The following is a 25,659-nucleotide window of genomic DNA, read 5'->3' on the forward strand; positions in this document are numbered from 1 at the left end:
TCCTTTTATTTTTTCTTCTGGCCGATTAATTGGAGTGAATCATGCGCATTCACAATTCCAGCTCCAAACTTTTTGGAGTCTCCCTTCACCGCGCCTTTTTCCAAGATTTTTTCAACTTCACGTACTTTGGGCTTTTTCCCATGTACTTCTTCGTATTCCGCAATTACCAGGGCGGCGGTTGCGGACACTTTAGGCGCCGCCAAGCTCGTACCTGTCATGAATTCATAACCTTTTTCAAACCCGGCGTACTGGCTAGTCACTGACTGCGCCAGATTAGTCGGATAGGTGGTGAGGGTCATATGCCTCACATCATAAAGTCCCTGATCCGCAAGAGGCCCGTAGTCCCCCCCTGGTGCTCCGATTGAGACGTTCTTTCCATAATTGGAGTAGAAAGTTAAAGCATTCTCTTTGTTTGTTGCAGCTACTGTATAGGCATGGCCTAATCCTCCAGGCATATGGAGTTGGGCATCTTTCGAGAAGCCACGGGCAACTGCCAATTTTTTCGCATTAAAAATATCAAATCCTGCATTTTCTGTACCGGAAGAAGCGACTACGAAGCTGTTTTCTTTTTCTGCATATTTCAATGCCCGTTTATAAGCTTCATACACAGCTTTTTCCTCCTTGTTTTTCAAGGACTTATAAACGCCTAAACTTAAGTTGATGACATCCATGTCGTCGTTCGCTGCGGCTACGATCGCTTCGATGACATCGCTGGAATCGGCATTTCCGGTGTGGAACACTTTATAAGGCACGATTCCGATGTCCGGGGCAATTCCTTTTATATGGCCGTTGGCAGCAATCGATCCGGCCACCATCGTGCCATGTCCCATGTAATCCTGCGTATCTGCCACTCCCTCAATAAAAGAGCGGCCTTTCGACACAATATTGGCTTTTAAATCCGGATGATTGAAATCCAGGCCGCTATCTACAATTCCGATTTTCACGCTGTGATTTCCACTTTGCATGGCCCGGCTTGCCCCGTTTCGGGTGACTAAATCAATATCCCATAACCATTTCTGGTACGCGGAGCTTTCCCCGCTCTCCGGGTCCTGATTTGCGGAAGCTGCAGCTTGGCGGCTTACTAGCATCGGTGCCAATGGCGAAATCAGCGGCACGCCATCCGGTTGGACATCGCCGGCATTAACCGTCTGGTCTTCCCCTTTTTCTGCAACGAGTGATCCGTATTTACGCTGGACAAGTTCCACAATCTCCTCACTTTGGGCATGCCCGGAAGCTTGGACGGTCAGGGTGTCAATTTCGTTCATCAGTGCTACGGATGCCTTGGCGTCAACTTCCTGAATATCTTCGGCAACCGCGTCCAGATCAGTCCCTTCCTGAAACAAGTAAATCATGGAGGACTCCCTTTCTTCTGCTTGCCTGAATGGTGCAGAAGGTTCGGAAGCTTGTACAGCCGGCCCTAAGCAGCTCATGCTGACGGCTAAAGAAGCAATCACTAAAAAAGTTTTTGGTGCGTTACGCTGAACGTTCATTTTTCAACTCTCCTATCAAGGTTTGTGCTTTGCATAAATTGTAGTAATAGCCTTTGGCTTTTGTTAATTCTTCATGATTGCCGATTTCCACGATTTGCCCTTCATCCATCACGATGATTTTATCGGCGTTCTGGACTGTGCTTAATCGATGGGCAATAACAACACGCGTACACGACATATAGTTAAGCTCATTATCGATGATGCTTTCTGATAAGGTATCCAAGGCACTGGTCGCTTCATCGAGAACAAGGATAGGCGGATCTGCGACTAACCCCCGCGCGATCAATAACCGCTGCCTTTGCCCTCCGGAAAAGTTTGCGCCAAATTCAGAGACAGTGGTATCAAAGTTCAATGGAAGCTCCATAATCTCTTTATGGATATTGGCTTTTTTGGCAGCCTTGATGATGCTTTCCTTCTCAATGGCTGTTCTTTGGGCAGTGATATTTTCAGCTATCGTTTTATTGAAGAGCCGTGCTTCCTGGAATACGACTCCCATGGATTTGCGCAGCGCTGCGAGATTGATCATCGAACTCTCTCGCCCATCAAATTTGATTTTTCCCGCTGTAGGGGAATAGAGGCCCAAAAGCAGTTTGACGATCGTACTTTTTCCGGATCCGGAAGATCCAACGATAGCCACTTTCTCTCCAGCCGCTATTTTGAAAGACACATCCTTGATAGCCATTTCGCTGAAATGATTATGCCGGAAAAACACATTTTCAAATTCAATGTCTCCCTTGAACGCCAAATTTTGTATTTTCAATGCTTCGCTTTCCGGATCTGCGACTTCTGATTTTGCCTGCATGACATCATATAAGCGTTGGAGATACGAACCTAGGTAAGTCAACTCTCCATAGCCGCTGCCAATAGAAATGATGGGTGTGATGAAAGCCATCGCCAAAGCATTAAATCCTAGTACAGTGCCTAAAGTCATTGAACCGCTCAAAATGGCGGAGCTGCTGTACCATAAAAGAAAAACCGGCAGGATGAATTGGACAGAGGAAGCGACCGTGTTGACCGACGACACCCAAATCGAGCGCTTTTCTGCAGTTTTCAATTGGTCATGGAAAAGTCCGTTCCATTCAGAGAACACCATATTCTCAAGCCCCATCACTTTAATATCGCTGATGCCATTGATGCTTTCCGATAAGATCCTTTGGACTTTTGATTGCGCTGATACATCTTGATCCGATAACTTTTTCGAAACTTTTGTGCTGGCCACCAGCAAGGTAAAGACGGTAATGCCAATCAGCAGCACTGTTGTGGTCATCCGGACAGAATAGTGGAACATGATGGCTAAATAAGTGAATACCAAAATGCCGTCTATCAGAAAGGAAATAACCTTTGTGGATAGGATTTGCCTAATGTATACATTGGAATTGGCCCGAAACAATAATTCACCGACCGAACGATTTTCGAAAAAATTGTACGGCAATGTCAATAACTTCCCGATGAACGTCTCCATCAATGATTGATCGATGGTCGTCTGAAGTTTAGCGACGAGAAAGCCTCTAAACCACGAAAGAATCTGGAAACTGATGAATAATACAAAGAGGCCAATTCCGATGGAACTCATCGCATTCCCATTCTTCGGTACGATGATATTGTCCGTTATCCAAGTGGTCATCCATGGCACCACCAGAGTGAAAAGCTGCAGCACCAAAGAGCCAAACAGGATCAGAAAAATCAATTTCGGCTTTCCGAGTGCAAACGATAAAAAGAATTTAATGTGCGAAGGCCCTTTGCTTTTCACAAATCGTTCCGTTGGAGTTAAACAAAGGACAAAGCCGGTAAATTTTTCATCAAACTCTTCGTGGCGGATTTTTCTTCTGCCCAAAGCCGGATCCACAACCACAATATGCTTTTTAGAAATGGATTCCAACACAACATAATGCTTGTTTTCCCAATGGATGATGGCCGGGAGTGCCATGTCTTTAAAAGCCTCTTTTTCCACTTTAAACCCTTTTACATTCATGTCGTAATGCTTTCCGATGAGCATCAACTGATACAGCGATGTCCCTCCTTTGGGCACCCCGAAGCTTTCCCGCAATTCGGCCAATGAAACGTATTTCCCATGGAAGGCAAATACCATAGCCAAGCTCGCCAGTCCACACTCACTGTGTTCCATTTGCTCAATGAAGGGTACTTTACTAGCCATACAACCCTCCCCTTTCTAAATTCGGACTTCCCTATAATGATCTGTTGCGTAAAACGGAATGGGGGCAGCGTGTTCCATCGAACGCTCTTCCTGGGAGTGCAGCCAACCGAAATGATACACACCGATCCCGATTTCCACTCGGGACGTAATCTCCCACTTTTCTTTAATATTAAAAATCAATTCCCCTACTCTTCTTCGGCTGATGAATAACAGAGTTGCTATTTCCACATCTTTTTTCCCTTTAGCGACTAAGACAGCAACTTCACGTTCTCTGGTGCTTAATTTCCTGACCACCATACGTTTTATCCCTCCATTAGTAACTTAATTTTTTTGTTAAGTTAACTATAAAGAATCGGGAAAGGTGAATAGAACAGGTAAAAAAACAGTAAGTAAGGCGTGAAAAAACGCCGTCTAACCCTGCTCCTTTTAACCAAATTCCCTTTATATGGTTTTTATGAAGAATCAATAATAAAAAGCAGTTCAATCGATAAGGGCAATGGACGGATCCCCCTTGACTGAACTGCTTTTTCTATTCTTTCTGTACTAGTTAACCCAATAACAAGACGGACGGTACCTCTTTCGGATTCGATAACCTCAGCAACTGCAGGCCAACTCCGGCAAGGCCGGTAAATAAGCCGGGCTGGATAAACCCTTTCGGCCCGTCTACCTGATAAAAGCCGCGCGCTTCTTTTTGCAGCACACAATTATATCCTCTTTGTTTCGCTTCTTCTGACAAGCTGGAATCCTGGAAGTGCATGCCGGCTTGCAAGAATAGTTCCGTGTCTCCAAAGTTTCCGTGGCATAAAGAGTCCGAGCTCTTATAGCCGTGATTCCGAAGATTTTGGAGCGCTTGGTTTATCTCCGTCCCAACTGTGGAATTGGCGGTATAATCAGACATCATGATTCTGCTTAACCCAACCCCCATTGACCCATGGCACCAGTGATGGGCATATTGGCCTTCAGAGCGCCGGTTGTCTTTCCAAGCCCCTTTTTCACTATCAAACAGCGATTGATCAAAGCGCAAAGCTTTCTCTGCAACTTCTTGATACTTCTGGTCTTTTGTCAGATAGAATAGTCTGAAAAGACTTTGGGCAATGCCGCTTGTGCCATGTGAAAAGCCGCCTAAATAATTGCCGGATTCTCCTGATGCCCAAGCTGCTTGGCCAGGAGCCGGAGAATGGCGGTTTGCCAACAAATGCTCGCCATACAGTTCCGCTATTTCTAAATACTCGCGGTCACCTGTCCATTCAAAAGAATTCATCAATACGTGGCAAACCCCTGCAGCTCCGCCAAGGAAATCAAAAACTTCATCCTTTTGAACGTTCTGCTTTAGTTTTTGTTTGATTTCGTCGACTTTCCACTCATATTCATTGCTGCCGAAGTTTTTATGGAAATGCAAGATCGGATACAAAAGAGAAGCGGATCCAGTGAATGAAGAAACCAGTCCCTGGTTTTCAACCATCGGCGCAGCAGCTGATTGCAGCGTGGCTTCAGCAGCCAGTTTATAACGCTCATCCCCCGTTTCTTTCCATAAGTATTGGAAAAAGAGGGAAATGCCGCCCAGCCCATCGTAAAGGCCTTGCAAGGCAGGCGCTACCGACCAGGTTCCTTCGCTATTCGGCGACAAGCACAAGAGAGAAGCTTTGTCTTTCGCCTTTGAATAGCGGAGCTTGCTCAAAATTTCCTCTCCAATGGATTTCGCTTCATGCAAAAACAGCAAATCAACATCACTCGGCACTTTTTCGTCGGCCCACTTTTCTTCTTGAACGTCCGCTTCCTCTTTTTTTGATCCGACAAGCGAGGTTCGGATCCATCCAAGCTGGGTTTGAAGTTCATCAAGGTCGTATTTCCGGATTCTGTCGACCACTATTTCATACCCGCTTTGGGCGAACACATTGTCAATTTTCACTCCAGTACTCGAATAAAGATCCCTTGAATCAGCCAGCGAGTTAAAGAACGGAATATCGCCTGCCATCAGATCCAAAATTTCATGGGGGATGATGCGCTTGTCATGATAAGGATAAAACCATAAACGATCGTACAGATTTTCCAAATACAGCGCATCTCTCATATAATCCGGGTGGCTGGATTCATTGAGAAAGTTGAAGTACTGCTGAGTAGCCCTCGCTACAACACGGATTTTCTCATTGCGAAATGATTCAATCGGCCCTTTGGAGCCCAGCAGTTCATCTTTATAATCGATAAAGAAATTAAAAATATTTTCAAATCCGATTAAAATGTCCTCCAAATACTCTTCTGCATCGACACCTTCCCCATTCAAAGTGGGAAGATTATTGGCGCCGCGGAAGCGTTCAGACTGCATGGAAAATTTCATATCATCGGTCATGGCATTTTCAAGCTTCAATACCTTAAAAGGCAACTCTTGCTCTTTTCCGTTGAGCGCACTGAGATCAATCCCTTTTCCTTCCGCATTCTTAAACATGGCAATCGGAAGCAGCCCGGTGCCCACTACAGAATTGGCCTGTTCATACTTCAAGTCAACTTCAACGGAATCCGGGAAATCCAGTTTCGGGCTTTGGTGAAATAAAGTTTCATGATCAATAATATACGGCGTGTTGCCGCCTGCTATAATATTTTCCAAGTGGAAATCAGCGCCTTTGATCGAATGCATCATCCCCAAGAGAACACCGAATCGCTGGTAGTAATGCTTCACTTCCTGCTGCGTAAGACAGCTGCTGTATAATACGCATTCCTCCCAGCCATGTGTTCCAAAATCCAGAATTTTATAAGGAGACAATGTCGGGAATTCCGCTCTTTCTGCAATCCAATCCAATAAATCGTGGTATTTTAAGGAGATGGAAAGCCCTTTCGGTTTGTAGATGATTGTTTTTCCGTTTTTATACACAAATTTACCGACTGTCTTGCCTTTCTGATGGGTATCTCCCAGTCCAAATTCAATGGAATCCAGCTCGTCGTTGTCTAAACCGAACGCATTTGACATGGAATCGAAATCATCCATATATCTTGCTAAGGTAAGATTGATATTTTCAACAAAAAATTCACTCCGGAGAATAAGGATTCGGGTCAACACGGCATATTCCTCATAAAACTTCATCAATTCTGAAGGATTTAAAGCTTTTTCTCTGATGAACGACTGGAATCTTTCTTCTGCTGTCGAACCGTAAAGTTCATCTTTCAACTTGGAAACATGCATTTCCAAAACGATCGATCGGGACGCCTGAGTGATCAATTGGGTGCCAATGGCAAACATCAGCGTTTCTTTGATCTTTTCGATATTGGCAGGTTGGGTGCGCGAAAGCTCTTCCAATGCCAAATCAAGCCGATTGGAGATATAAGAAAGGAACGGGCGGATAAACAATCCCAAATCGAGTTGTTCTTTCATTTTTTCATTTTGCTCAGATAGATTCAACCCTTCTATCACAAGGTCTAAGTTCATCTCTGATTTTAAGAAGGCTGCCAGTTCTTGAAGTTGCTTTTCGTCCAGGTTCTTTTCACTAAGCGGCGTAATCATTTCCGCAAATTGTTGTTCAGAAAGGCCTGCCACAGCTAGTTTAGATTGAAAAATGGCATCCGAAGTCATGGAAAGGCGTTTTCTCCATTTATTAATAGCTGGAGCCGGATCAATTCCTTCCTCCTTTAAAAAACGGCTTCTCTCGTAACTAAACAGGGCATGGATGTAATCACTATGGTTTGTTCGGGTTGATACTTTCTCCATCTCTTCCACTCCTTTTCATGATAAATTTGAGAATGCATACGACTGGTCATAGACATTCTCAAATTCATTATTTTTAAAAAGTAATAGTGGAGGAATATCCTCCACTATTAAAAGTTGATCAGCAAAATTTGATTGAGAAAAGCAAGCCCGTCGCAAATGCTGCCACACAAGCTGGAGTAGTTTCAGGCGCTACGTCTGAGGCGCCCTGCACTTCTGCAAGCTCGTCCAACGTCAATTCGTTAAATGCTTTTCCAGATGGATGAGGCGTTACTTTTTCAACACCATCACGAATTTCAGGGTTTTTCCACGCATTGATAATTTGTTGTTTAGTCATTTTTAATTCCTCCAATTTTTTTAGTTTAGGTTAGATTAGCAATTTCTCATTGAAAAGATAATAGTTGCGCCAATAGATGCTGCGATGCACAATGGAGTTGTTTCTGCATTCACATCAGAAGCTCCTTGGATTCCAGCTAACTCATCGCTTGATAGCTCATTCATTGTTTTCCCTACCGGATTTTCAATTTCATGATTACGGATTTCAGGGTTTTTCAAAGCATTGATTTTTTCTTTTCTTGACATGGAAGTCATCTCCTCTTTTTGGTTGGTGTGGTCTTGCTACATTCATATTATTACGTACCTGAATTTTCTAACACTACGCAATATTGCAAAATATTGTATAATAAAAAATAAACAACTAAATTTGTAAATTTATTTTCTTTACAATGATTGATTTTGTAAGCTGTCAAACAGAGAGAGAATGACATTAGATTGAAACGAAAAGGGTGAAGAAATGGAAATAGGAGAAAGAATACGCCAGGTCAGGATACATAAAGGAATGACTCAAACAGAGTTGATCAAAGGAATTTGTTCCAATACATACATAAGCAAAATCGAGAGCGGCAAAGCCAAGCCTTCCTACTCGTTCATCACGAAAATTGCCAAGGTACTGGAAGTGGACGCCGAGTTTCTGCTTGATATGAATATGAAGAATGTAGAGCCGGACGTCCACCGGATTTACGAAAGTTATATCAGTTTCAGAAAAATCAATTCCCAGGACCTCGCTTTATTAAAACTCCATTCGAAGGAAAACCATTCGAATTTCACTTTGATTAAAATCTACTATGTGTTGATCTCGTATTACACCGCAAATGATATGGAAGAAGCCCATCCCATAGTCGAACAAGCCAAGAACATTATTTCACCTGCCCAACCCACTTTCGAGAATGAAACTTCTTATTACTTCCATAGCCTTTACAAATATTTCAACACGAATAAGAATTATTCAGAAGCTTTGTTTTACGCGAATCTTCATCTTGACTCCTTACAATACGAAGAAACATCGTTGCGGGCAGCAAAAGCTTATTTGAACTTGGCTCAAGTCCGAACAAAAATGGATGAAGATTTAGAACTGGCAAGACTGTATACGAAAAAGGCCTTGCAAATCTTCAAAGACCAGGATTTTAAAGGGGGAATCGCAAATTCTTTGGCCCAATTAGCCATCCAATACCATCGAAACGATTTATATGATGACGCATTGAAGACTTTGGATGAACTTTTCCAGTTCTCGGAGGGGTTTAATAAAGATTATTATGCACCCATTTTGGCTTATAATTATGGACGCGTTTATCAAAAACAGAAGCAATTCGATCAAGCGGCCGCATACATGCTCCAGAGCATTGAATATGACATAAACGCAGATAAAGAAGAAGAAACCATTCATGCCCTTGAAGTTCTAAGTGATATCAGCATTCAAAGAAAGAATTGGGAAGAAGCTGATGACTATTTAAAGAAAGGCTTTCGCCTGACCACTTTGTATAACCTGCCCAATTCCTATATTCAGCTTTTGCACTTGAGATCCCAGATCTACAAAGCACGCTTTGATTTTCCTTCCTATGAGAAAGAACTGCAGCAGGCGGTTCAGTTGGCACAAAAAGGCAAGTATTCATTGCTGGCCAAAGAAATCAGTACCGAACTAGCAGAACATTATAACGAAGTTCGCGCTTATAAGATGGCCGCTAAGTATTATCAAATTGCGCTTTTATGCTGATTAACAAGAAGGAACTCGCCACGGAGTTCTTTTTTTGTCAGCCGGTATGGAAACTCAGACTCTTTGCGGGGTGGATTGGAAATTCCGAGAACATTTTAACTGGTATCTTTTTATAGAAAACGAAACTTTATCCGAAACAAATCGGTATAGTACATACAGGCCATTTTTCTTCAGGAGGTGATTATGATGGAAATGCTTATTCCACTGGTTGGAATGATATTGCTCTTGATTCTGGGTATTGCGCTGCTGCAAGGAAAAGGGGCTTGGCTAATCGCCGGGTACAATACACTTTCAGATGAGGAAAAGGCAAAATACGACGAAAAGGCTTTATGCAAAGCGACCGGAAAAATGATGTTCGGTATTACGTTTTCCACGGTTTTCATCTTTTTAGGGGAGTTATTCCAAGTGGAAGGGCTCATCATTGCCGGGGTTGTCTTGATGGTCGTCATCATCTTGGTTGGCATCATTTATATCAATACAGGCAATCGTTACTTGAAAAAAGAAGAATAGAACACCGGGAAAACCCTAAAGAAATGAGTGAGGAAAATGAAAATCAGTCGCGCCTATTTTTATTTACTGTCATTTATAGGCGTGTTTTCTATTCTCATGGCCTTCGATTATTTTAAAATTGGTTCATTCGAATGGTTGGATAACTTTATGCAATCGCTGCTCATCACTCTTTTCTATTTTATTTTCACAGACAAATCGCGAAGAAAAACTTCTAAAAAAACCTCCCAGTCTGATTAAGATTGGGAGGTTTTGATGAAAACTTGTTAGTCTAATATTTTTTTAAAAATTAGTTTTTTCCTTGATGATCCATCTTACCAATAAAATGGCTGAAAGAATGATGACAGACCAATTATGATTAAAATGATCATTAATAAAGAAACTCTTATTTTCTGATTTCGTCATCGTAGGTACTAATTACTGTTTAACTGACTTCTTTAAAGAAATTCAAATCCATAAAATTGGAGGCATAAACCATGATCAGTTTTTTGAAGGATTTGACCGGTGCCCTTATAGACAATTCGAGATTAAGCCTCTACTTTTTAGCTGGAGTAGTAATTGTGACTGTTTTTATGTTTCTCCTCAAGTGGTTCATTGAGTGGATACTTGTTCCTCTTTTAACTTAGTCTCAATTCTTCGCAGTGGAGGTGATGCGCTTGAACGCGGTTCTCATTCTATACTTTTGCAAAATCAGAATACCTGATACGGAATCTGTTCATCAACAGCTCTTCCAATTCAGATAAATATTGGTCTACTGCCCCCAGCAATACATTAAGAGAGACAGTATCTTTGTGTTCAAACTCCTGCCAAATGGAAAAGAGTTGCCACTCGTCTTCGCCTTTCTTGATGAAGGCTAAAATGGGGCCTTCTCTTTCATCATGTTCCATCGTGAAATACTCAAAACGCTGTGCCGCTCCCGGATCTCTTGTCCTCCACGTTTTCAAACTGACTCCCAGCTCGAGAAGCGCCAGAGATGGCTCGTGAAAGAAGCATGACTCCTCAAGCATAATCTTTAATTCTCCCTGAACATCGGTCAAAAGTTTTCCGTTCTTTTGACGAACCAGCTTCTTATCTAAGGTTAAGATTGGGTCCAACGCAAAATGCATTGCTAAACTTTTCATGTACTTACTCCCTTCTGATTTTCCCTAGAGAAAAGCCTTCGAATAAACGTCCCCCATGGGGCTCCAACACTTCATCAACGAGTTGGATAATCTTTTGCTTGTCTTCGTTCTTATAAAATTCGTCAAAAGCTTCGACAAATTGATTGGTAAACTCAACATCGTAGTATCTTAATGACCGTATGATCCATTTAGAAGTACCAACCCATCGTTTGTTAATTCTCAATACAAATTCACTTACTGATTCTGCCAGGCTACTGGCTATAAAAATCGCCTCTGCTCGATTAGTGCACCCAATGAAGTCATCCAATGCATCCGTAATAAAATAGCGCTTTGTATTTATTAGTTCTGTTGACCATTCTTTAGGCCCTTTATCCAGCAATTCTTTAGCTTCCTCTTTTATCGGGCCAATGGCTCCCTTGTCTTTTAAAATCATACCTTCTGCCACCATTCTAGGCATCGAAGGCCGGGCTCTCTCACAATCACTGAAAAAATAGTCTTTATAAGAAGTTAAATTATGTACAAATACTTCAATTCTCCATCCAAAATCGACCACCGATTCCCTATAAGAAGTGTGAAATTGTTGAGCGAATACCACAATATCAAGATCAGATGTTTCCGTTGCTTCCCCTCGAATAACACTGCCAGCCACTAAAGCTCCTTCACAATGAGGAAAATGCTTGTTTACAAAAAGCCTTGCTGCTTCAACTGGATTTAACTTGTTTCCATCTCCCACTACCCCATTCACCTCTTCCTATTGAATTTGATTTCCATCTCCCAATCTCCACTGCCTAATCATTCCTCACTTAAACACCTGGTCAATCTCATCTCTGTCATAATCCAATATCCAATCGTTGTGCGTATTGTACATATGGCGAATGTCTTCCTTTGATGCCGCCACCAAGTCACAGCCCCTGTCATCATATACATGGAAAATGGTTTTATTTTCAAGGCTGATAAAGAAAACATCATGATGGATAGCCGGCTTGTATCCCATATCGGTATTACAGATTGCTTTTAACAAAGGCATATACCTTAGGTCCGACACTTTGCATTTCAGGACAAATCGATGGGTCCGGTAATTTCCATCTTCATCGTCTTCCGGAATGATATAAGGCAGTGTCAGGTGCTTCAATTTGTTCAAAGCCGATTGATTTTTTGTGTACTTGGAGAAAACATTCAGTTTGCGTCTTAAACTCGTGTTCTTGCCGTAATCATGTACGTTTACGACCAGAAAAATTTCATCCTCTTGAAGATGCAGGGAATTGAACAGCGTGATCGCCCTGTGGTAAACACCTTTAAGATAGGGGCTGTTCGGGGAACACTCGCCCCGTTTGTAATTCACTCCTAATTCGAAGCGGATGCCAACATCCCAGTTGTAAAACAAAGGTGGAGTGAGTTCTAAATCCGGAAAATTCTCTTGCATAAAATCTGTAAATTCCACTTGTTCACCTCATTCTTTTCATTAAACAACCGAAGCCGCTTTTTTCTTCTTGCCGCATCTTTCACATGTGTAGACGTACATGGCCGGCACTTCGCTATCTCGTTGGCCCCGTTTGTACTTATGCAAACCAATCCGGCACAACAAACTGCTTTCCTTGTTGGTGGCCAGCAAAGAAAAAATCAGGCCAATCACACCGGCAGCTATCAGAATGTAAGGCGTGTTATACAGGTTGAAAGTTTGATCGACTTTCGCCAACAACAGCACTGCGCCAAATAAAATAAAAAACGAGAAAATAATTTTCAATTTCGCCGACAAAGTATGGCCTCCTTAAACTTCTAAGCTCTATATACCCGGTTTCCATCGCTTTGCAGAACACAGCAAAACCAATCAACTAAAACCGAAACCCGGAAAAACTATTTCCAGTCAATTGGAAACCTTTCAGGAATCCATCCGTATACTCCAGTAATACCATTTCGGAAATAAAAAAGAAGGAGGGATGTCCGATGAGGAAAATTTTTTTAGTGGGATTAGCAGCCTTGTTATTGGCCGGTTGTTCATTTGAAGTGCGTGATGCAGATCCGGAGCAAGAAGACGGATTCACGATTGATCTCAAAGACAATAAAGATGAGAAACAAGAAGAGGAAGAATAACCAAGCTGCAGAGAAGGGTCTTTCCTTCTCTGCTTTTTCAGGTATACGACCAATCGATCTCTTTACTTTTTATCGTAACAGCCTTCGCAGATAAACTGGCCTTCATTCTTTAAATATACTTTAACTTCCATAAAGCCTTTTCTTTTCGGGTAGCGCATTTTGATGAAGACCACTTCATCCCCTTCGATTTCCTTGCCGCATCCAGAGCATTTCGGACTTTCATTGAACATTGTCTTCACCTCCTGGTATATGCAGAAAACTCTCTCTTAATTGCTTCACGCAGATTTGTTACCGATTTTTCTTAACCAATTGAACACAATGGCCGAAGCCAGCGTAACCGTAACCAGCAAAAAGGGAAGCTGCAGCAAAAATTGCGCATGGTCAGCCAACGGATTGTTGTAGACATAGATACCGATTCCCATGCTCACTAAAGATGCAGACAGTCCCAGAATCACCAAAAACCATTTCAAAACTTTCCTATCCATTTTGCTTCACCTCGATATTTTCCTTTTCACCAAATTAAAAATAAAAACGACCGCGATGAAAAATAAGACAGTGTAAATGATATCTCCTATGTTAAGCAATTTATTCTCCCCTTCCATTTATCGCTATCCTGTTTATGTATCTTCTAAAAAACGCAGTAACAGAGGGCAAAAACCCCTTCTTTTACTTACGGTTGAATTCGCATTAAGTTGCAGTCAGGCTTTGATTTTTCTGATTTTCACATTTGCGCAATGAATGATGATCGTTGTCCGGGAAAACAACCGAATCTCATGCTGGAGTTTCCTCTTGCTTAAGGGAAGAAGTTCATCATAGCCCCATTCATCGAGACCCCGTCTTCCGCCAAAAACGATTTTATGAGGTGCATTGCCGTATACATTTCGGGTAATGTCATAATCCATGAAGAACTTCCGGACATGGGTCCAGTGAATTTCATAAATTCCTCCACTGTAGTGCTTGATTACCATCTTGATAGACGTCGGATCTTTCATCTCTCCATTTTCCTGATTCACAATATCGATCGACACGACCTTGCCATCATGAAATGAATCATTCTTTAAAAAGGCAGCTGTTTCTTGATTGAATCTGCCCAGAATTTTTTCTTTCTGTTCTGCATAACCTGCTAAATCCCACTGTTCTTCGTCTACCAGATATTTCATCCGCGTCTTCCTTTCAATATTATCTCAAACAATCATACCAAAAATATCCATAAATGTATTTTGTGATTTGCTTTCGCTCTGGCCTATGTAAAAAGAAGCAGCGTACAGCCGCTGCTTCGCTTCCCTTAACCCAGTAATTCTTTTTTTACTTTCAGATAAGCAGAATTGATTGTTGCATATTCTTTTTTGTTTTCATCAATCAACTGTTGCTGGAACGATTTTAAGTCTGTGGATTTGCCTTCTGACATTCTTTGCATAACGCATACCCTGAATTGTTCTTCGTAAAAAGTACCGGATTGTGACGCCATATTTTTATTCCTCCTTTTTCTTTTTACATAACCCAAATAAAAAAGGCCATTTCTGTTTTCCAGAAATAGCCTTCCACTTTTTATGCATAAGAAAAAAACGTTAAAATCTCAATAAACGTCAGATTCGCACAAAGCACCACCTATTTCCACGCAGGTATTTGGTGTGTACTGGAATAAGGCAGGTCTCCTGACTTTTCATCTACGCTCATCATGCCTTCCCATTTTCACAGTGGCTTGTTATGACTTGCTCCGAATTTACAGTTGCGGGACAGTGTTGGATTTTCACCAAGCTTCCCTTTTAAGCTTATTTGCATAAGCACCTATTCCTACACGTTATGTAATTAGTGTTACTATACCACAAAATCAATAACCCGCTTAAGTTCATAATTACATAAATCAGTGCGGCAACGAATGATTTCAGCCCCTCACCTTTTTTGTTCTCTCGCAAAAGCACTTTGTCCTGTCTTGTCAACCTGCTGTCTCTGTCTATTATGATAATATAAGATTTTACGGAACATTCCAATCCAGCGAGGTGTGGAAAAGCGATGAACATAGTCGAAAAGCTATATACAATCATAATTCTATCTGCTGCGGTGATCGGCATTGGCGCAGGGCGCATTGAGATGATTCAGGAAAACGCGGAGCATTTCATCGTTCCCTTACTGATGGTGATGCTTTATCTCACGTTCTTGCAAATCCCGCTCCAACAAGCGAAACAGGCTTTCGGCAATGTCAAATTCGCTTCTGCTTCATTGCTGATTAATTTTTTGTGGACACCGCTTTTCCCGACCAGCCGCTGATCGCATTGACGCTCGTGATCGGTCCTCTGCTTGAATTGCCGGTTCTTGCAGCCGCATCGCAACTGCTGCTGTTTTTCCGAAAACGCAGCATTCCCTCTAACTAAAAGCGGGTTTCAATATTTTTTATCCCGTCCATTTTCCTGTCTATTTTTTCTTGATTTGACGATTAAACTATTGCGATTTCCAGCATAGTGGTAGCACAACTCTGCAAGTGGCTTTTCCCTTGCCGCAGTAAGGAGTTTCAGAAAATACCGAATCACTTTTAAGATCATTTCCAACATATAGAAGCAATTTTATTTTCCTCTCTCTGTTTCCAGTGTTTCGCCTTTCTATTTATCGCATTTTTTCGGAAGAAAATGTGTCCGAATTTCCACAATCACTCCAGAGTTCCTTCGAATAGTATTGAGTTCTTAGAAGAGTTTTTGTATAGTTGCAAAGTGACTCAACGGCTTTAGTGAATGCATTTCTTCAATAGAAGGGAATGTCCGGGAAAGCCGGCAAGTTAAAATTACATATAGATAGAAGGAAACCGATTTATGAATTCTCATGTACAAGTAAAAAAACCAAAAACGATGGCAGCCATTCTGATGCTCGGCGCGTTTATCGGCCTGTTTGGTGAAACCGCGTTGAATATGGCGCTGACCAACATTATGGAAGACTACGCCATCAGTGCCGGAACTGCGCAATGGCTGACAACCGGCTATTTATTGGTGTTGGCGATTCTGGTTCCTTTATCGGCCTATTTGGTCCGCTGGTTTTCGACACGCCAATTGGTTGTCGCCGCATTGGTCATTTCTTCACTCGGTGCTGCACTTGCCGCAGTGGCGCCGAGTTTTGCCGTGCTGTTGACCGGCCGTCTGGTTCAAGCGATTGGCACAGGGATTTTCCTGCCGCTTATGTTCAGCGTGATCATGCTGATATTCCCGATCCAAAAACGCGGAGCGGTGATGGGCATCGTCGGCCTGGTCATTACAGCCGGTCCTGCCCTTGGTCCTACCTTAAGCGGATTGATCATCAGTGCCAGCAGTTGGCATTACATCTTCTGGGTGATGGTGATCTTGAATGTGCTGTTGTTGATCAGCGCCTTGAACATCGAAAATGTCTCGGAAATCTCCAAACCGAAAATTGATGTCGGTTCGCTCCTGCTGTCGACGGTCGCTTTCGGGGGCCTCATCTATGCCTTATCGACATTGGCCGAAACACCGTTTGCAAGCCCGGCCGTCTGGGCACCGCTTCTGGCAGGCGTTGCAGCACTTGGGCTGTTCATCTTCCGCCAGCTGAAGATGCCGGAGCCGATGGTCGACCTGCGCGTCTTCCAATACCCGATGTTTGCACTCGGCACAGTATTGATGGTCATCACTTTGTTCGTCATCCTTTCCGTGGCGATCCTGATTCCCATCTACCTGAAGAGTGTCCTGGCCTATACATCCATTGCCGCGGGCTTGTTGATGCTGCCGGCGAACCTATTGAACATCATCATGGCACCGATCGTCGGTTCCAACTTTGACCGAGTGGGCGCACGCATCTTTACACGCCTGGGCTTTTCCTTCATCACCGTGGGAGCCATCGTCTTCCTGCTGATTTTGTCCGCTACAACACCTGTATGGCAGGTCATTGGCGCTCTCTGTATCCTGTTCGTGGGGATCTCCATGACCATCATGCCTGCACAGACCCATGCCATGAATCAATTGCCGCGGGAACTGTACGCAGACGGTTCAGCTGCGATGAACACACTGACGCAGGTCGCTGGAGCTGCAGGTACGGCGATCGCCATCACCTTGTTCACAGCCGGCCAAAAGAATTACATCGCGGAATTCGGCGCCGTCAACCCCGCTGAGTTTTTGGCATTCGGCACCCATTACGCGTTCTATGCGGTATTGATCGCCGCAGTTCTTGGCTTGATCGGTTCCCTGTTTATCAGAAACAACCGGGAAGTCGTTAAATAAAAGATGAAAACACACCAGCCCTTTAAGGGGGGCTGGTGTGTTTTTTAAGTTTTATCCCCAGCGACATCTTTCGCCGAAGAATATTTTTTTAATAGCCTAAATTCAGTAAATCATACTGGATAGTTAAAGCCAGTGCTGTTGCAATAACCACCATCTCTCCGATCGTCAAGATCGCCTGCTTTGGATGATCCGAGTATTTCCACTCAAAAAATGCCCTAATAATATAGTCTAGTGCCATGAGCAGCACAAGTGGAATGAGATAAAAGATGATGGAATACTCTTTGAAAATAACCAGATATGAAATGGCAATCAGTACGATCGTCGAAAGAATTCTGACAACCCAATCGATTTTTTGATGGGTTTTGTTGATATGATTATAAGAAAACCATTCTGTTTTTTGTTTCTCAATCTTAAAGATTTTTCTCAAGAGAAATTTCACCAATTCCAGCACAGCAAATAAAATCACCAGAGATAAGCCGATTTTCAACCACACCATTGCAATTCCTCCCCTAACCCTATTTCAACTAAAGAAGAGTTGGTAGATGACGTAGCCTGCAATCAAAAGAACAATCAACAGCACCATGCCTTTCCAGCCCATATCTCCTGCGATGTCGGTCATATTGCCATTACCTGCTCCACCGTCCACTCCATCACGCAAAGATCCTCCAGGATTATTTTTCAGTTCTTTCTGCCGGGCACGTTCCCCGTTTTCTTTTGCCGTTCTTTTTGAATCCATCTGCCTCCCCCTCCTAAGTTTACTAATAATTCAATTTATGTATAAATCTATTATGACATAGATTTTAGTTATTACTTTTATTTTCCCGAAAAAGGGGAATGGATTGATAGATGAAACGTCTGATTGAACGGAGGAACTGTCTGTGAATGTAAATCTCTTATTGTCTATCTTCATGGTAGTAGTCGGAGCGGCTTTTTTGGCTTTGATGTTCTTGCTTCCAGGTGAAGTTACAATCGGCGCCTTTATTGCTTCCTTAGCCATTGCCGCATTCTTTTATATGCTCCATAAGAAACAAAGCCAACGTGTCTAGAAGACAGCAAAAACACCGCAGAAAGTTTTCTGCGGTGTTTTTTATGGATTTATTTATCAGGAGATCTTTACTGATCGCTGACCGGAATGTTTTCAAATAACGGACTTACCGGTTTCTCGTTATGAACGTGTTCGATTGCTTCCGCCAATAAAGGAGCGACGGAAAGGATTTTGATTTTCGGCGTGCGTTTTTCTTCTGGAATATGGATGGTATTGGTGACCACCAGTTCCGTCAGAGCCGACTCTTCTATCCGTTGAACCGCCTGTCCGGATAAGACGGCGTGCGTACAGCAGGCATAAATGGCTTTCGCGCCATTTTCAGCGAGCACGTTGGCAGCCAATGAGATGGTCGTTGCCGTATCAATGATGTCCACAATGATGATGACGTTTTTGCCTTTGATGTCACCGACAATATTGATCATTTCAGGTTCATCCGGCTGCATCCGGCGTTTGTCGATAAAGCCGATCGGCACATCCAGGTAATTGGCCAGTTTACGGGCTCTTCCCAGACCCCCGTTATCCGGCGCCACAACAATGGCATCTTCCAAGCCCTTGTCAGCGAAATGCTTCGACAAGACCGTTCCGCCCAATAACTGGTCAACCGGCATATCGAAGAAGCCCTGAAGTTGGGGCGCATGCAGATCCATGGTGATGACGTGGGTCGCCCCAGCCGTCTCCAGCATATTCGCTACCAGTTTGGCCGTAATCGGTTCACGTGAACTCGCTTTCCGGTCCTGGCGCGCATAGCCGTAATACGGAATAACCACGTTGATGGCTTCCGCAGACGCCCGTTTCAGCGCATCGATCATGATCAAAAGTTCCATCACGTGTTCGTTTCCAGGCTGCGATGTCGACTGGACCAGATAGACTTCTGCTCCCCGGACACTCTCTTCTATGTTGATCTGGACTTCCCCATCGCTAAAGCGGGTAATGGAGCTTTTGCCCATTTCGCAGCCAAGCAAGTCTGCGATTTCCTGTGCCAATTCCGGGTTTGAATTCAAAGTGAACAGCTTAAAGTTTTTTCGTAATTGATAAGGCAATTTCGAATCCCCCTCCGTGAAGATTAGTTTGTGGAACCTGACAGCTTTCTGGCTCGCTTAAAGGCCACCTGACTGGCAGATGACCTTTAGTAGTTGGTTTTATGATACCTGTTTACGGGAGAATAGCCAATAGATTAAAGGTACTGTACATAAAAACGTTGAATTTATCTTTTAATTCAGTTCGTTTTTGCAGAAATTGCTTTCCTTTCGAAATAAACATGCAGGCGGTACTCCGCTATTTCCCGAGTCCATTTATATAAGAGTTCATTTTCTTCTATAGAAGGCTGCAGCTGGAACATAAAGATTCCTTCTTCAAAAGAAACGATGCCGTCTTTCGCGCTCCCGCTCCACTTCGCCATCGGCATCTGCGCAATCAAATCCGTTATTTTCTTCTGGTCGTATTTGCGCAGCCGTCTTCCTTGTGCATCACTGAAGTCGGTGTTCATACGGTATTCTTTTTCTGTTAAGTAGTTATGGAAAAAAGGTGCCGCTTCTTCCGCAGTTGTCGGTTCAAGCCATCTTTCTTCACCTTTTGACAGCATATAACTCAAAACAACCATCTTATAGCTTTTATTCATTGCTGTTTTTTCGACCTCTATAAACCATGCTTTGAATTTTAGCCACACATCTTGTTCGTTTTCCGTCAGCTGGTCGGCATAGGCAAGCAGACCAAAATAACTGCCAAATTCCTGCTTTACAGTTTTAGCATCGAGGTTGGCGTGAAGGTGAAATTCCAGATATGTTGGGCGCCTGCCCATTTCTTTTTTCAAATCAGCATAAGCCATAACGAGTACTTCTTTACGAGGCGCTCTTTTTCTGCGCATTTCCTCCAGCAAATCGATTACTTGCAGGTCCAAATTAAATCCGCACACTGCAGGCACAAGCGGATTTATTGTTTTACTTGATGCTTTGCTCTCTTCTTTATTAAATACAGCCAGCTTCAAGTCCGCGTTTCGATAATTGCCGATAAAGTCGATGATGACGCAATGCGACTTTCCTTCTGCAATTCGCAGACCGCGGCCGACTTGCTGCGTGTAAACAGATAAAGATTCTGTCGGGCGGATGAACAGGAGTGTATCCACTTTCGGAATATCGACGCCTTCATTGAACAAGTCAACTGTGAAAATGAGTTCAAGCTCCCCCAAATCCAGTTTGGAACGAGCAGTTTTACGCTCGTCGGGGTGAGACTCACCATGGAGTGCAATCGAACGGACATCTTTTTGCTGAAAGAAATTGTTCATATATACCGCCTGCTTTACGGATGAACAGAAGACGATTGTTCTTGTCTGCTTGTAACGGTTCCACTCTTTAAAGATCTTTTCCGCAAACTCTTCACGCAGTTGGACCTGCAGCAATTCCTGCTCGTCATAGCGGGTCCCTCTCCACGGGATAGCGGAGTAATCCGTGTCATCATAGACACCATAATAATTGAAGGGTGCAAGCCATGCCCATTCAATGGCATCCAGAAAATGAATCGAAATCGCCACGTTTCCATCACACAAGGCATAGACGTCTTTATTGTCCATGCGATCAGGCGTGGCTGTAATGCCCAATAAGAACTTGGGTTCAAAATGATTCAACAGGCGTTCATAGGTCGGCGCTGCTGCATGATGAAACTCATCCACTACAATTAAATCAAAAGCATCTTTTTCAAATTGATCTAAATGATATTGGCTCCCCAGTGTATAGATAGAAGCAAAAATAAAATCCGCATCTGTTCTTTTTTCCGAGGCATTATAAAAAGCACTTGATCTGTCCGGGTGTACATGCTGGAATGATTGCTTCGCCTGAGTAAGGATCTCTTCCCGGTGCGCAACAAATAATACCCGCTTGAATTTCTCTGCAAAGAAAGCGGCTAAATAAGTTTTGCCCAGTCCTGTCGCCAGTACCACCATGGCCCGGCTGTAATCTTCAGCAAGTACATTATCCAGTGCATCCAGCGCTTCACGCTGGGCAGGCCTTGGAGAAATGGGCGCACGGTAAGGCGCTTGCGTTTCTGCCACTTCAGGCTGCTGCGGCAGAGTCGGACCGACCGTCATCTCGACTTCTTCCGCTTCGGACCATATCGGACTGATCGGGCGCTTAAGATTTGCCGCTTTATGTAATGACCGATATTCCGCAAGTGTCTCTGCATTTATAGACACTGTCTGATCGGCATAAAAGTATTTCAGAAATTGGGTAACCGCTTCTTCAAAAACCTCTGCATCAACAGAAGTCGGGGCAATCAAGCTCCATTCCACCCCTTTCGTGAGTGCAGACGACGATAAATTAGAAGATCCGACAATCAGATGAGATGTGTTTGTCCCACGGAACAGATAGGATTTCGGGTGAAAGGAAACTCCTCCACTTTTCCATATCCGAATTTCTGCAGAAGGTAGTTTTTCCAAGAGCAACTGCAGGGCATCCGGCTGCGTCACAAACAGGTAATCGCCTACCAGTAGTTTAATCGGCACCCCTCTGTCGGCAGCTTTTCGAAGGAACGGTAAAATTTTTTCGACCCCTGACTTCATCGCAAACGCAGTGATCCACTGAATCTCAACCGCTTCTTTGGATAGCCTCTCCAAATGCGAAACAAGTTGGGAAGTCACCAATTCCAGTTTAGTCATCTTCAACCTCAATCAAAAAGATCCGTTTGTCGAAACCGCCGCGCTTCTCGGCTTTTGCCTGGCGGACCTGCTCCAACTCTTCAATAGAAGAACCATGAATTTTCACAGCTGCGTGGAGAAGTTCAAGAATATCGGCTAACTCTTCAACGGCTTCTTCGTTAGTTGCGGCTTCTTTATATTCCTCTAGTTCTTCGCCTAGTTTCTTTTTCACTTCATATTCATATTCTTTTTCATTAAGAATACGACTCGATAATTTTTTCCCATTCTTTATAATGATTTCAAGTATGCGGTCACGTACTAGCTTATTATAAACTGGCATAAGATACTTCCTCTCTTAAAAAATATGTCTATAGCTGATATCTAACAAATTAACAACAACTTAATTTTAAATATAGACCTTATGAAATCAACCTTATTTTCAACAATCATAGTTATTTAATAATTTATAATACATTTCTTTATTCTTTATCTTTTTTATATAATGATTTCATATTTGTTTGCATACCTGGATATGCATAAAGAGATTTATAAAAATTAATTGTATCAAAATTTTTCAAGTATTCTTTTGCGATATTTGGAGAAAGGTAGATAACCCTTTCTACTTCTTCGAATTCATTAACGCTGTCATAATTAATTACAGCAATAAAATCAGCTTTCATTTCTTTTAATTCATTAATCCACATTGAAGTATCAATATTCTGTCCCAAAATAACATCAATAATCATATAACTACTCCTTTATTATTTTTAGAAAGCGAGGTAAATATTATGGAATTTAAAAACGTGTCAGTAAAACGCTCTAATAACATGAAAGCAATAAAGTCAGTTTCTAAATTAGAAGATGAAGTATCAAAAGCATTATGGAAAAATGGAGTCCGTTACAGAAGAAATGTAAAAAGTTTATTTGGAAATCCAGACTTTGCAATAAAAAAGTATAAAATAGTAATTTTTATCGATTCTTGCTTCTGGCATGCTTGTCCAATACATGGGAACAAACCCAAAAATAATAAAGAATATTGGGAAAAGAAATTAATTAAAAACACAAAAAGAGACATCATTGTAAATAACTTTTATAAAAGTAATGGATGGCACATATTTAGAGTATGGGAGCACGATTTAAAAAGTAATTTTGATTTTACTATTAAAGAAATCATAAATTTTATTAATTCTGTTAAATAAATTTTAAAATTTCAGACTAAATAGAATATACTATAGACTTATTTTTTTGAAAAATGTACCATTAATATAATTATTATATATCAATTAAGGAGTGATGATTTGGAGAAAATCCATCGAGAATTATTATTTAAATTCGAGCATCTTAAAGGAGAGGTTTTGATCGGAAAAAAAAGAATCAAAGGCATGGAAAAAGGTGAAACACTACCAGCTGACGAATTTGTTTCTGGCCCTCATATATTACACGATCTAATTCGCGGATTTTATAAACCTAAGGGCAAACCATATTTACTGTCATATCAAGCTACAGAACTAAGTGAGAATTACGGAAGACAAATAGAGTGGGAAATTACTGGAGAAGCCTTTTCTGATATAAACATGCTACCTCCCAGTAAAGAAAAAGATAACAGAAAAAAAAGCGATATTGCTGCTGCTCGATTTAATTTAAACAATGGCATTCCAATTGGAATTCTATATCGACAAGCTAAAGGTGAGAATAAGATTTTGGGACTTGGCTTAATTACCGAAGAAAAACAAAACGGTGTATTTATCGTTAAACCCGTTGAAGGTAAAGATGTATTATAAAGTAAAGCTCCTAACTTAAAAGTTAGGAGCTTTACTTTATAATAATTTAATTTCCGGTTATGGCTAAACTTAAAGTTTCTCGTTTCAATTGATTCTTTACAGGAAGTGCTATTTCAATACCTAATGAAGTAAGTATGCTTTCTGCTATGCTTCTTGCCAACAAAGGAGGAACTGCATTCCCAATTTGCTGATATTGTTGGTCTTTAGTGCCTTTAAATACATAAGAGTCTTGAAAAGATTGAAGCCTTGCTGCTTCTCTAATACTTATGGCTCTATTTTTACTAGGATGGACCCACATCGACTTTCTAATATTCACTACAGTATCGGATGTTGTGTCATATTTAAGTCTTCTATATATTGTATTTTGAGTTCTTGCATGATTACTATATGAAGTCTTTAATGAATCATCTAAATCATGAAAATTTTGACCTTCCTTTAACACCTTAAAACGGTTTTTAGCGACTTCTGTACTTTCGGTCATTACATGATTATATATTATCGGTTCACTCAGATTATTTAAATAGCTATTAAGCTTGTTATTTAAAATAATTTTATTAATTCGGTTAGCTTGAGAACATGCCATGTCAGTTTCAGGAGTCTCACTTTCTAAATCAGCTATTGCTTCAAAGATTGAATAGTATTCTTCTTTTTTCGAACAAATAGGATCAGGGATTTTCACTTCAGGAATTTTTAATTTTTCTTTCTTTACTCCAATCAATACTAGGCGCTTTCTAAGTTGTGGAACCCCATAATCAGCAGCGTTAAAAATATGTTTCTCTTCATTGATTACGTACCCTAAACTTTTTATTTTTGAAATTAAAAAATCGAAGACATTATATGTGTATAACTCTAGAATAATACTTTCTTCTTCCGCGTTTAACTCTTTAAAAACTACATTACTCTGAAAGATTTCTTGAAACTTTCTAAGTAATTTCTGATTTTCAATAATTTGTTTTAATGCATAAAAAATTTCACTATGATTTCTATTTTTTTCACAAATGGCTTTTTCTAATAAAACTTTTAGTTTGAACCAATCGTCTTTATAACTCTGATTCCAGTATTTTTCATGACTTGATTCCCACCGAAGTAAATATTTTTTAAATGCTTTAATATTATTTGTTTTTTCAAAAAAATTGTCTGCTTTATTTATATTCGAAGCTTTTAAAAGCCTGTATACAGTATTTAATTTCGAAAAAATTTCCTCTTTAAGTATGTACTCAAGAAGATGAGGTTCATTTTTATTTATAAAGCTTTCAATAAAAGCTTTTAAATCATCGAACAAATCTGTTCTTTCACCTATATTTACCTTTTCTTTAATTACGTTTATTTTTAAAAAACTTAATTCTTCCTTATTATCTAAAGAAGTTAAATAAAATTTATGGGTTTTTGAATTCATGTTTTTTACATTTTCCATAACAAATGCAGTGGGTTTAATCTTTTCTATTGCTCTTAGATACTCTTTAATCAATTGATTATTATTTGATATAAGACTATTCTTCTGTCTATTAGCATTTGAAAAACCTTGACATGGCGGTCCACCGATTACTATATCGATATCTTGATATTCTTCTTTTAACCTGCCATTAGAATCGCTAAATTTCACTTTAGTTATATCTTCTTCTACTTCAACATTTTCATGATTTTTAATGTACGTTTGTCTTGCTGCTCTATTAAGTTCTACAGCTTTTTTGATCTTAAACTGTTCAGTTTGTTCAAATCCATTACTTAAACCACCAGCACCTGCAAATAGGTCTAGTACATTTAATTTTTTCATTCTTTAATATCACCTCTCCAAAGAAAAATCTATTTGCCATTTTCCAGTTAAATAATTATATCATCAAACAAAAGATTATTACTAACTCAATTGAACATTTAACGAACATTCG

29 protein-coding genes, 1 pseudogene and 1 riboswitch are annotated in these 25,659 nt (G+C 41.2%); of the genes and pseudogenes, 9 read left to right on the forward strand and 21 right to left on the reverse strand.

Going from position 1 to position 25,659, the window contains the following annotated elements:
- Nucleotides 1-5: 5 nt before the first annotated feature.
- From IRE19_RS09605 to IRE19_RS09630, 6 genes are all read right to left on the reverse strand, one after another.
- Nucleotides 6-1,490 (reverse strand): S8 family serine peptidase, encoded by a 1,485-nt coding sequence (locus IRE19_RS09605; protein WP_238943160.1) that lies wholly within the window; start codon nt 1,488-1,490, stop codon nt 6-8.
- Nucleotides 1,474-3,645: a peptidase domain-containing ABC transporter gene (locus IRE19_RS09610; RefSeq protein WP_191714747.1), complete on the reverse strand. Its 2,172-nt coding sequence runs from the start codon at nt 3,643-3,645 to the stop codon at nt 1,474-1,476. Before IRE19_RS09610 ends, IRE19_RS09605 begins: the two co-directional genes overlap by 17 nt.
- Nucleotides 3,646-3,660: 15 nt before the next feature.
- The gene (locus tag IRE19_RS09615) at nt 3,661-3,942 is read right to left on the reverse strand and encodes a response regulator transcription factor (RefSeq protein ID WP_225218420.1); all 282 of its coding nucleotides are present in this window, start codon (nt 3,940-3,942) and stop codon (nt 3,661-3,663) included.
- A 250-nt stretch (nt 3,943-4,192) separates the two neighbouring features.
- Complete coding sequence (locus IRE19_RS09620; protein ID WP_203340213.1) at nt 4,193-7,342, reverse strand: type 2 lanthipeptide synthetase LanM family protein; 3,150 nt, start codon at nt 7,340-7,342, stop codon at nt 4,193-4,195.
- A 118-nt stretch (nt 7,343-7,460) separates the two neighbouring features.
- Nucleotides 7,461-7,676 carry a mersacidin family lantibiotic gene (locus tag IRE19_RS09625; RefSeq protein WP_191714745.1) on the reverse strand — a complete coding sequence of 72 codons (216 nt, stop codon included), beginning with the start codon at nt 7,674-7,676 and terminating at the stop codon, nt 7,461-7,463.
- A gap of 35 nt (nt 7,677-7,711) precedes the next feature.
- A complete protein-coding gene (locus IRE19_RS09630; RefSeq protein WP_225218419.1) occupies nt 7,712-7,921 on the reverse strand; it encodes a mersacidin family lantibiotic in 210 nt (69 codons plus the stop codon).
- 211 nt (nt 7,922-8,132) lie between these two features.
- Here IRE19_RS09630 and IRE19_RS09635 point away from each other — a divergent pair, with 211 nt between their 5' ends.
- Together IRE19_RS09635 and IRE19_RS09640 are read left to right on the forward strand one after the other, a co-directional pair.
- Entirely contained in the window at nt 8,133-9,389 is a 1,257-nt protein-coding gene (locus tag IRE19_RS09635; protein WP_255548289.1) for a helix-turn-helix domain-containing protein, read from the forward strand.
- A gap of 183 nt (nt 9,390-9,572) precedes the next feature.
- Nucleotides 9,573-9,899, forward strand: a complete 327-nt coding sequence (locus IRE19_RS09640) for a DUF3784 domain-containing protein (RefSeq protein ID WP_191714742.1) — start codon at nt 9,573-9,575, stop codon at nt 9,897-9,899.
- Between the two features lie 671 nt (nt 9,900-10,570).
- Here the strand turns inward: IRE19_RS09640 and IRE19_RS09645 are convergent.
- From IRE19_RS09645 to IRE19_RS09660, 4 genes are all read right to left on the reverse strand, one after another.
- The gene (locus tag IRE19_RS09645) at nt 10,571-11,017 is read right to left on the reverse strand and encodes a DUF7878 domain-containing protein (protein ID WP_203340215.1); all 447 of its coding nucleotides are present in this window, start codon (nt 11,015-11,017) and stop codon (nt 10,571-10,573) included.
- Nucleotides 11,018-11,021: 4 nt separating this feature from the next.
- The gene (locus tag IRE19_RS09650) at nt 11,022-11,750 is read right to left on the reverse strand and encodes a nucleotidyltransferase domain-containing protein (RefSeq protein ID WP_203340216.1); all 729 of its coding nucleotides are present in this window, start codon (nt 11,748-11,750) and stop codon (nt 11,022-11,024) included.
- A gap of 66 nt (nt 11,751-11,816) precedes the next feature.
- Nucleotides 11,817-12,458: a DUF3885 domain-containing protein gene (locus IRE19_RS09655; RefSeq protein WP_349291268.1), complete on the reverse strand. Its 642-nt coding sequence runs from the start codon at nt 12,456-12,458 to the stop codon at nt 11,817-11,819.
- Between the two features lie 21 nt (nt 12,459-12,479).
- The gene (locus tag IRE19_RS09660) at nt 12,480-12,773 is read right to left on the reverse strand and encodes a hypothetical protein (RefSeq protein WP_203340217.1); all 294 of its coding nucleotides are present in this window, start codon (nt 12,771-12,773) and stop codon (nt 12,480-12,482) included.
- Nucleotides 12,774-12,961: 188 nt separating this feature from the next.
- On the opposite strand from IRE19_RS09660, the gene IRE19_RS09665 reads away from it, so the two are divergent.
- A complete protein-coding gene (locus IRE19_RS09665) occupies nt 12,962-13,108 on the forward strand; it encodes a lipoprotein (RefSeq protein WP_191714738.1) in 147 nt (48 codons plus the stop codon).
- Between the two features lie 62 nt (nt 13,109-13,170).
- Here the strand turns inward: IRE19_RS09665 and IRE19_RS09670 are convergent, their stop codons facing one another.
- The 4 genes from IRE19_RS09670 to IRE19_RS09685 form a co-directional block, all read right to left on the reverse strand.
- Nucleotides 13,171-13,338, reverse strand: a complete 168-nt coding sequence (locus IRE19_RS09670) for a Fe3+ hydroxamate ABC transporter substrate-binding protein (protein WP_203340218.1) — start codon at nt 13,336-13,338, stop codon at nt 13,171-13,173.
- Between the two features lie 45 nt (nt 13,339-13,383).
- Nucleotides 13,384-13,593 carry a hypothetical protein gene (locus tag IRE19_RS09675; protein WP_203340219.1) on the reverse strand — a complete coding sequence of 70 codons (210 nt, stop codon included), beginning with the start codon at nt 13,591-13,593 and terminating at the stop codon, nt 13,384-13,386.
- A 213-nt stretch (nt 13,594-13,806) separates the two neighbouring features.
- The gene (locus IRE19_RS09680; protein ID WP_203340220.1) at nt 13,807-14,268 is read right to left on the reverse strand and encodes a hypothetical protein; all 462 of its coding nucleotides are present in this window, start codon (nt 14,266-14,268) and stop codon (nt 13,807-13,809) included.
- Nucleotides 14,269-14,393: 125 nt separating this feature from the next.
- Nucleotides 14,394-14,576 (reverse strand): hypothetical protein, encoded by a 183-nt coding sequence (locus IRE19_RS09685; protein WP_203340221.1) that lies wholly within the window; start codon nt 14,574-14,576, stop codon nt 14,394-14,396.
- 159 nt (nt 14,577-14,735) lie between these two features.
- Nucleotides 14,736-14,915, reverse strand: a riboswitch (cobalamin riboswitch).
- A gap of 206 nt (nt 14,916-15,121) precedes the next feature.
- On the opposite strand from IRE19_RS09685, the gene IRE19_RS09690 reads away from it, so the two are divergent.
- The 3 genes and pseudogenes from IRE19_RS09690 to IRE19_RS09695 all read left to right on the forward strand — a co-directional run bounded on the left by IRE19_RS09690 (nt 15,122) and on the right by IRE19_RS09695 (nt 17,322).
- Nucleotides 15,122-15,376, forward strand: a complete 255-nt coding sequence (locus IRE19_RS09690) for a hypothetical protein (protein ID WP_203340222.1) — start codon at nt 15,122-15,124, stop codon at nt 15,374-15,376.
- Nucleotides 15,352-15,480, forward strand: a pseudogene (locus IRE19_RS18565) (arsenic resistance protein); the annotation flags it as partial. The gene IRE19_RS09690 and the pseudogene IRE19_RS18565, both read left to right, overlap by 25 nt.
- A gap of 432 nt (nt 15,481-15,912) precedes the next feature.
- Nucleotides 15,913-17,322 (forward strand): DHA2 family efflux MFS transporter permease subunit, encoded by a 1,410-nt coding sequence (locus IRE19_RS09695; protein WP_203340223.1) that lies wholly within the window; start codon nt 15,913-15,915, stop codon nt 17,320-17,322.
- Nucleotides 17,323-17,410: 88 nt separating this feature from the next.
- Here the strand turns inward: IRE19_RS09695 and IRE19_RS09700 are convergent, their stop codons facing one another.
- Together IRE19_RS09700 and IRE19_RS09705 are read right to left on the reverse strand one after the other, a co-directional pair.
- A complete protein-coding gene (locus IRE19_RS09700; protein ID WP_203340224.1) occupies nt 17,411-17,818 on the reverse strand; it encodes a DUF4181 domain-containing protein in 408 nt (135 codons plus the stop codon).
- A 24-nt stretch (nt 17,819-17,842) separates the two neighbouring features.
- A complete protein-coding gene (locus IRE19_RS09705) occupies nt 17,843-18,058 on the reverse strand; it encodes a DUF6366 family protein (RefSeq protein WP_203340225.1) in 216 nt (71 codons plus the stop codon).
- A 142-nt stretch (nt 18,059-18,200) separates the two neighbouring features.
- Between IRE19_RS09705 and IRE19_RS09710 the strand changes: the two genes are divergently transcribed.
- Entirely contained in the window at nt 18,201-18,368 is a 168-nt protein-coding gene (locus IRE19_RS09710) for a hypothetical protein (RefSeq protein ID WP_191714728.1), read from the forward strand.
- Between the two features lie 67 nt (nt 18,369-18,435).
- Here IRE19_RS09710 and IRE19_RS09715 read toward each other — a convergent pair whose 3' ends face one another.
- From IRE19_RS09715 to IRE19_RS09730, 4 genes are all read right to left on the reverse strand, one after another.
- Nucleotides 18,436-19,407 (reverse strand): ribose-phosphate diphosphokinase, encoded by a 972-nt coding sequence (locus IRE19_RS09715; protein ID WP_203340226.1) that lies wholly within the window; start codon nt 19,405-19,407, stop codon nt 18,436-18,438.
- A 176-nt stretch (nt 19,408-19,583) separates the two neighbouring features.
- On the reverse strand, nt 19,584-22,013 hold the full coding sequence (locus tag IRE19_RS09720; protein ID WP_203340227.1) for a DEAD/DEAH box helicase family protein: 2,430 nt from the start codon (nt 22,011-22,013) through the stop codon (nt 19,584-19,586).
- On the reverse strand, nt 22,006-22,332 hold the full coding sequence (locus IRE19_RS09725; protein ID WP_203340228.1) for a nucleoside triphosphate pyrophosphohydrolase: 327 nt from the start codon (nt 22,330-22,332) through the stop codon (nt 22,006-22,008). The genes IRE19_RS09720 and IRE19_RS09725 overlap by 8 nt, the downstream gene beginning before the upstream one ends.
- A 139-nt stretch (nt 22,333-22,471) precedes the next feature.
- Complete coding sequence (locus IRE19_RS09730; protein WP_203340229.1) at nt 22,472-22,738, reverse strand: hypothetical protein; 267 nt, start codon at nt 22,736-22,738, stop codon at nt 22,472-22,474.
- Between the two features lie 42 nt (nt 22,739-22,780).
- Between IRE19_RS09730 and IRE19_RS09735 the strand changes: the two genes are divergently transcribed.
- Both IRE19_RS09735 and IRE19_RS09740 read left to right on the forward strand, forming a co-directional pair.
- Nucleotides 22,781-23,191, forward strand: a complete 411-nt coding sequence (locus IRE19_RS09735; protein ID WP_203340230.1) for a very short patch repair endonuclease — start codon at nt 22,781-22,783, stop codon at nt 23,189-23,191.
- 99 nt (nt 23,192-23,290) lie between these two features.
- Nucleotides 23,291-23,773, forward strand: a complete 483-nt coding sequence (locus tag IRE19_RS09740) for a hypothetical protein (RefSeq protein WP_203340231.1) — start codon at nt 23,291-23,293, stop codon at nt 23,771-23,773.
- A 46-nt stretch (nt 23,774-23,819) separates the two neighbouring features.
- On the opposite strand, the gene IRE19_RS09745 is transcribed toward IRE19_RS09740, so the two are convergent.
- Nucleotides 23,820-25,547, reverse strand: coding sequence for a DNA cytosine methyltransferase (locus tag IRE19_RS09745; protein WP_203340232.1), 1,728 nt, complete (start codon nt 25,545-25,547; stop codon nt 23,820-23,822).
- Nucleotides 25,548-25,659: the final 112 nt, after the last annotated feature.

The organism is Planococcus beijingensis (assembly GCF_016820615.1).
Taxonomy (GTDB): Bacteria; Bacillota; Bacilli; order Bacillales_A; family Planococcaceae; genus Planococcus; species Planococcus notacanthi.

Bases quoted from the DNA above. Each gene is read 5' to 3' on its own strand.
- IRE19_RS09645 (WP_203340215.1), bottom strand. From the start codon at position 11,017: ATGAAAAGTTTAGCAATGCATTTTGCGTTGGACCCAATCTTAACCTTA.
- IRE19_RS09705 (WP_203340225.1), bottom strand. From the start codon at position 18,058: ATGGATTCAAAAAGAACGGCAAAAGAAAACGGGGAACGTGCCCGGCAG.
- IRE19_RS09725 (WP_203340228.1), bottom strand. From the start codon at position 22,332: ATGCCAGTTTATAATAAGCTAGTACGTGACCGCATACTTGAAATCATT.
- IRE19_RS09720 (WP_203340227.1), bottom strand. From the start codon at position 22,013: ATGACTAAACTGGAATTGGTGACTTCCCAACTTGTTTCGCATTTGGAG.
- IRE19_RS09630 (WP_225218419.1), bottom strand. From the start codon at position 7,921: ATGTCAAGAAAAGAAAAAATCAATGCTTTGAAAAACCCTGAAATCCGT.
- IRE19_RS09690 (WP_203340222.1), top strand. From the start codon at position 15,122: ATGAACATAGTCGAAAAGCTATATACAATCATAATTCTATCTGCTGCG.
- IRE19_RS09680 (WP_203340220.1), bottom strand. From the start codon at position 14,268: ATGAAATATCTGGTAGACGAAGAACAGTGGGATTTAGCAGGTTATGCA.
- IRE19_RS09635 (WP_255548289.1), top strand. From the start codon at position 8,133: ATGGAAATAGGAGAAAGAATACGCCAGGTCAGGATACATAAAGGAATG.
- IRE19_RS09695 (WP_203340223.1), top strand. From the start codon at position 15,913: ATGAATTCTCATGTACAAGTAAAAAAACCAAAAACGATGGCAGCCATT.
- IRE19_RS09700 (WP_203340224.1), bottom strand. From the start codon at position 17,818: ATGGTGTGGTTGAAAATCGGCTTATCTCTGGTGATTTTATTTGCTGTG.
- IRE19_RS09670 (WP_203340218.1), bottom strand. From the start codon at position 13,338: ATGTTCAATGAAAGTCCGAAATGCTCTGGATGCGGCAAGGAAATCGAA.
- IRE19_RS09745 (WP_203340232.1), bottom strand. From the start codon at position 25,547: ATGAAAAAATTAAATGTACTAGACCTATTTGCAGGTGCTGGTGGTTTA.
- IRE19_RS09605 (WP_238943160.1), bottom strand. From the start codon at position 1,490: ATGAACGTTCAGCGTAACGCACCAAAAACTTTTTTAGTGATTGCTTCT.
- IRE19_RS09620 (WP_203340213.1), bottom strand. From the start codon at position 7,342: ATGGAGAAAGTATCAACCCGAACAAACCATAGTGATTACATCCATGCC.
- IRE19_RS09640 (WP_191714742.1), top strand. From the start codon at position 9,573: ATGATGGAAATGCTTATTCCACTGGTTGGAATGATATTGCTCTTGATT.
- IRE19_RS09615 (WP_225218420.1), bottom strand. From the start codon at position 3,942: ATGGTGGTCAGGAAATTAAGCACCAGAGAACGTGAAGTTGCTGTCTTA.
- IRE19_RS09685 (WP_203340221.1), bottom strand. From the start codon at position 14,576: ATGGCGTCACAATCCGGTACTTTTTACGAAGAACAATTCAGGGTATGC.
- IRE19_RS09675 (WP_203340219.1), bottom strand. From the start codon at position 13,593: ATGGATAGGAAAGTTTTGAAATGGTTTTTGGTGATTCTGGGACTGTCT.
- IRE19_RS09665 (WP_191714738.1), top strand. From the start codon at position 12,962: ATGAGGAAAATTTTTTTAGTGGGATTAGCAGCCTTGTTATTGGCCGGT.
- IRE19_RS09735 (WP_203340230.1), top strand. From the start codon at position 22,781: ATGGAATTTAAAAACGTGTCAGTAAAACGCTCTAATAACATGAAAGCA.
- IRE19_RS09730 (WP_203340229.1), bottom strand. From the start codon at position 22,738: ATGATTATTGATGTTATTTTGGGACAGAATATTGATACTTCAATGTGG.
- IRE19_RS09625 (WP_191714745.1), bottom strand. From the start codon at position 7,676: ATGACTAAACAACAAATTATCAATGCGTGGAAAAACCCTGAAATTCGT.
- IRE19_RS09610 (WP_191714747.1), bottom strand. From the start codon at position 3,645: ATGGCTAGTAAAGTACCCTTCATTGAGCAAATGGAACACAGTGAGTGT.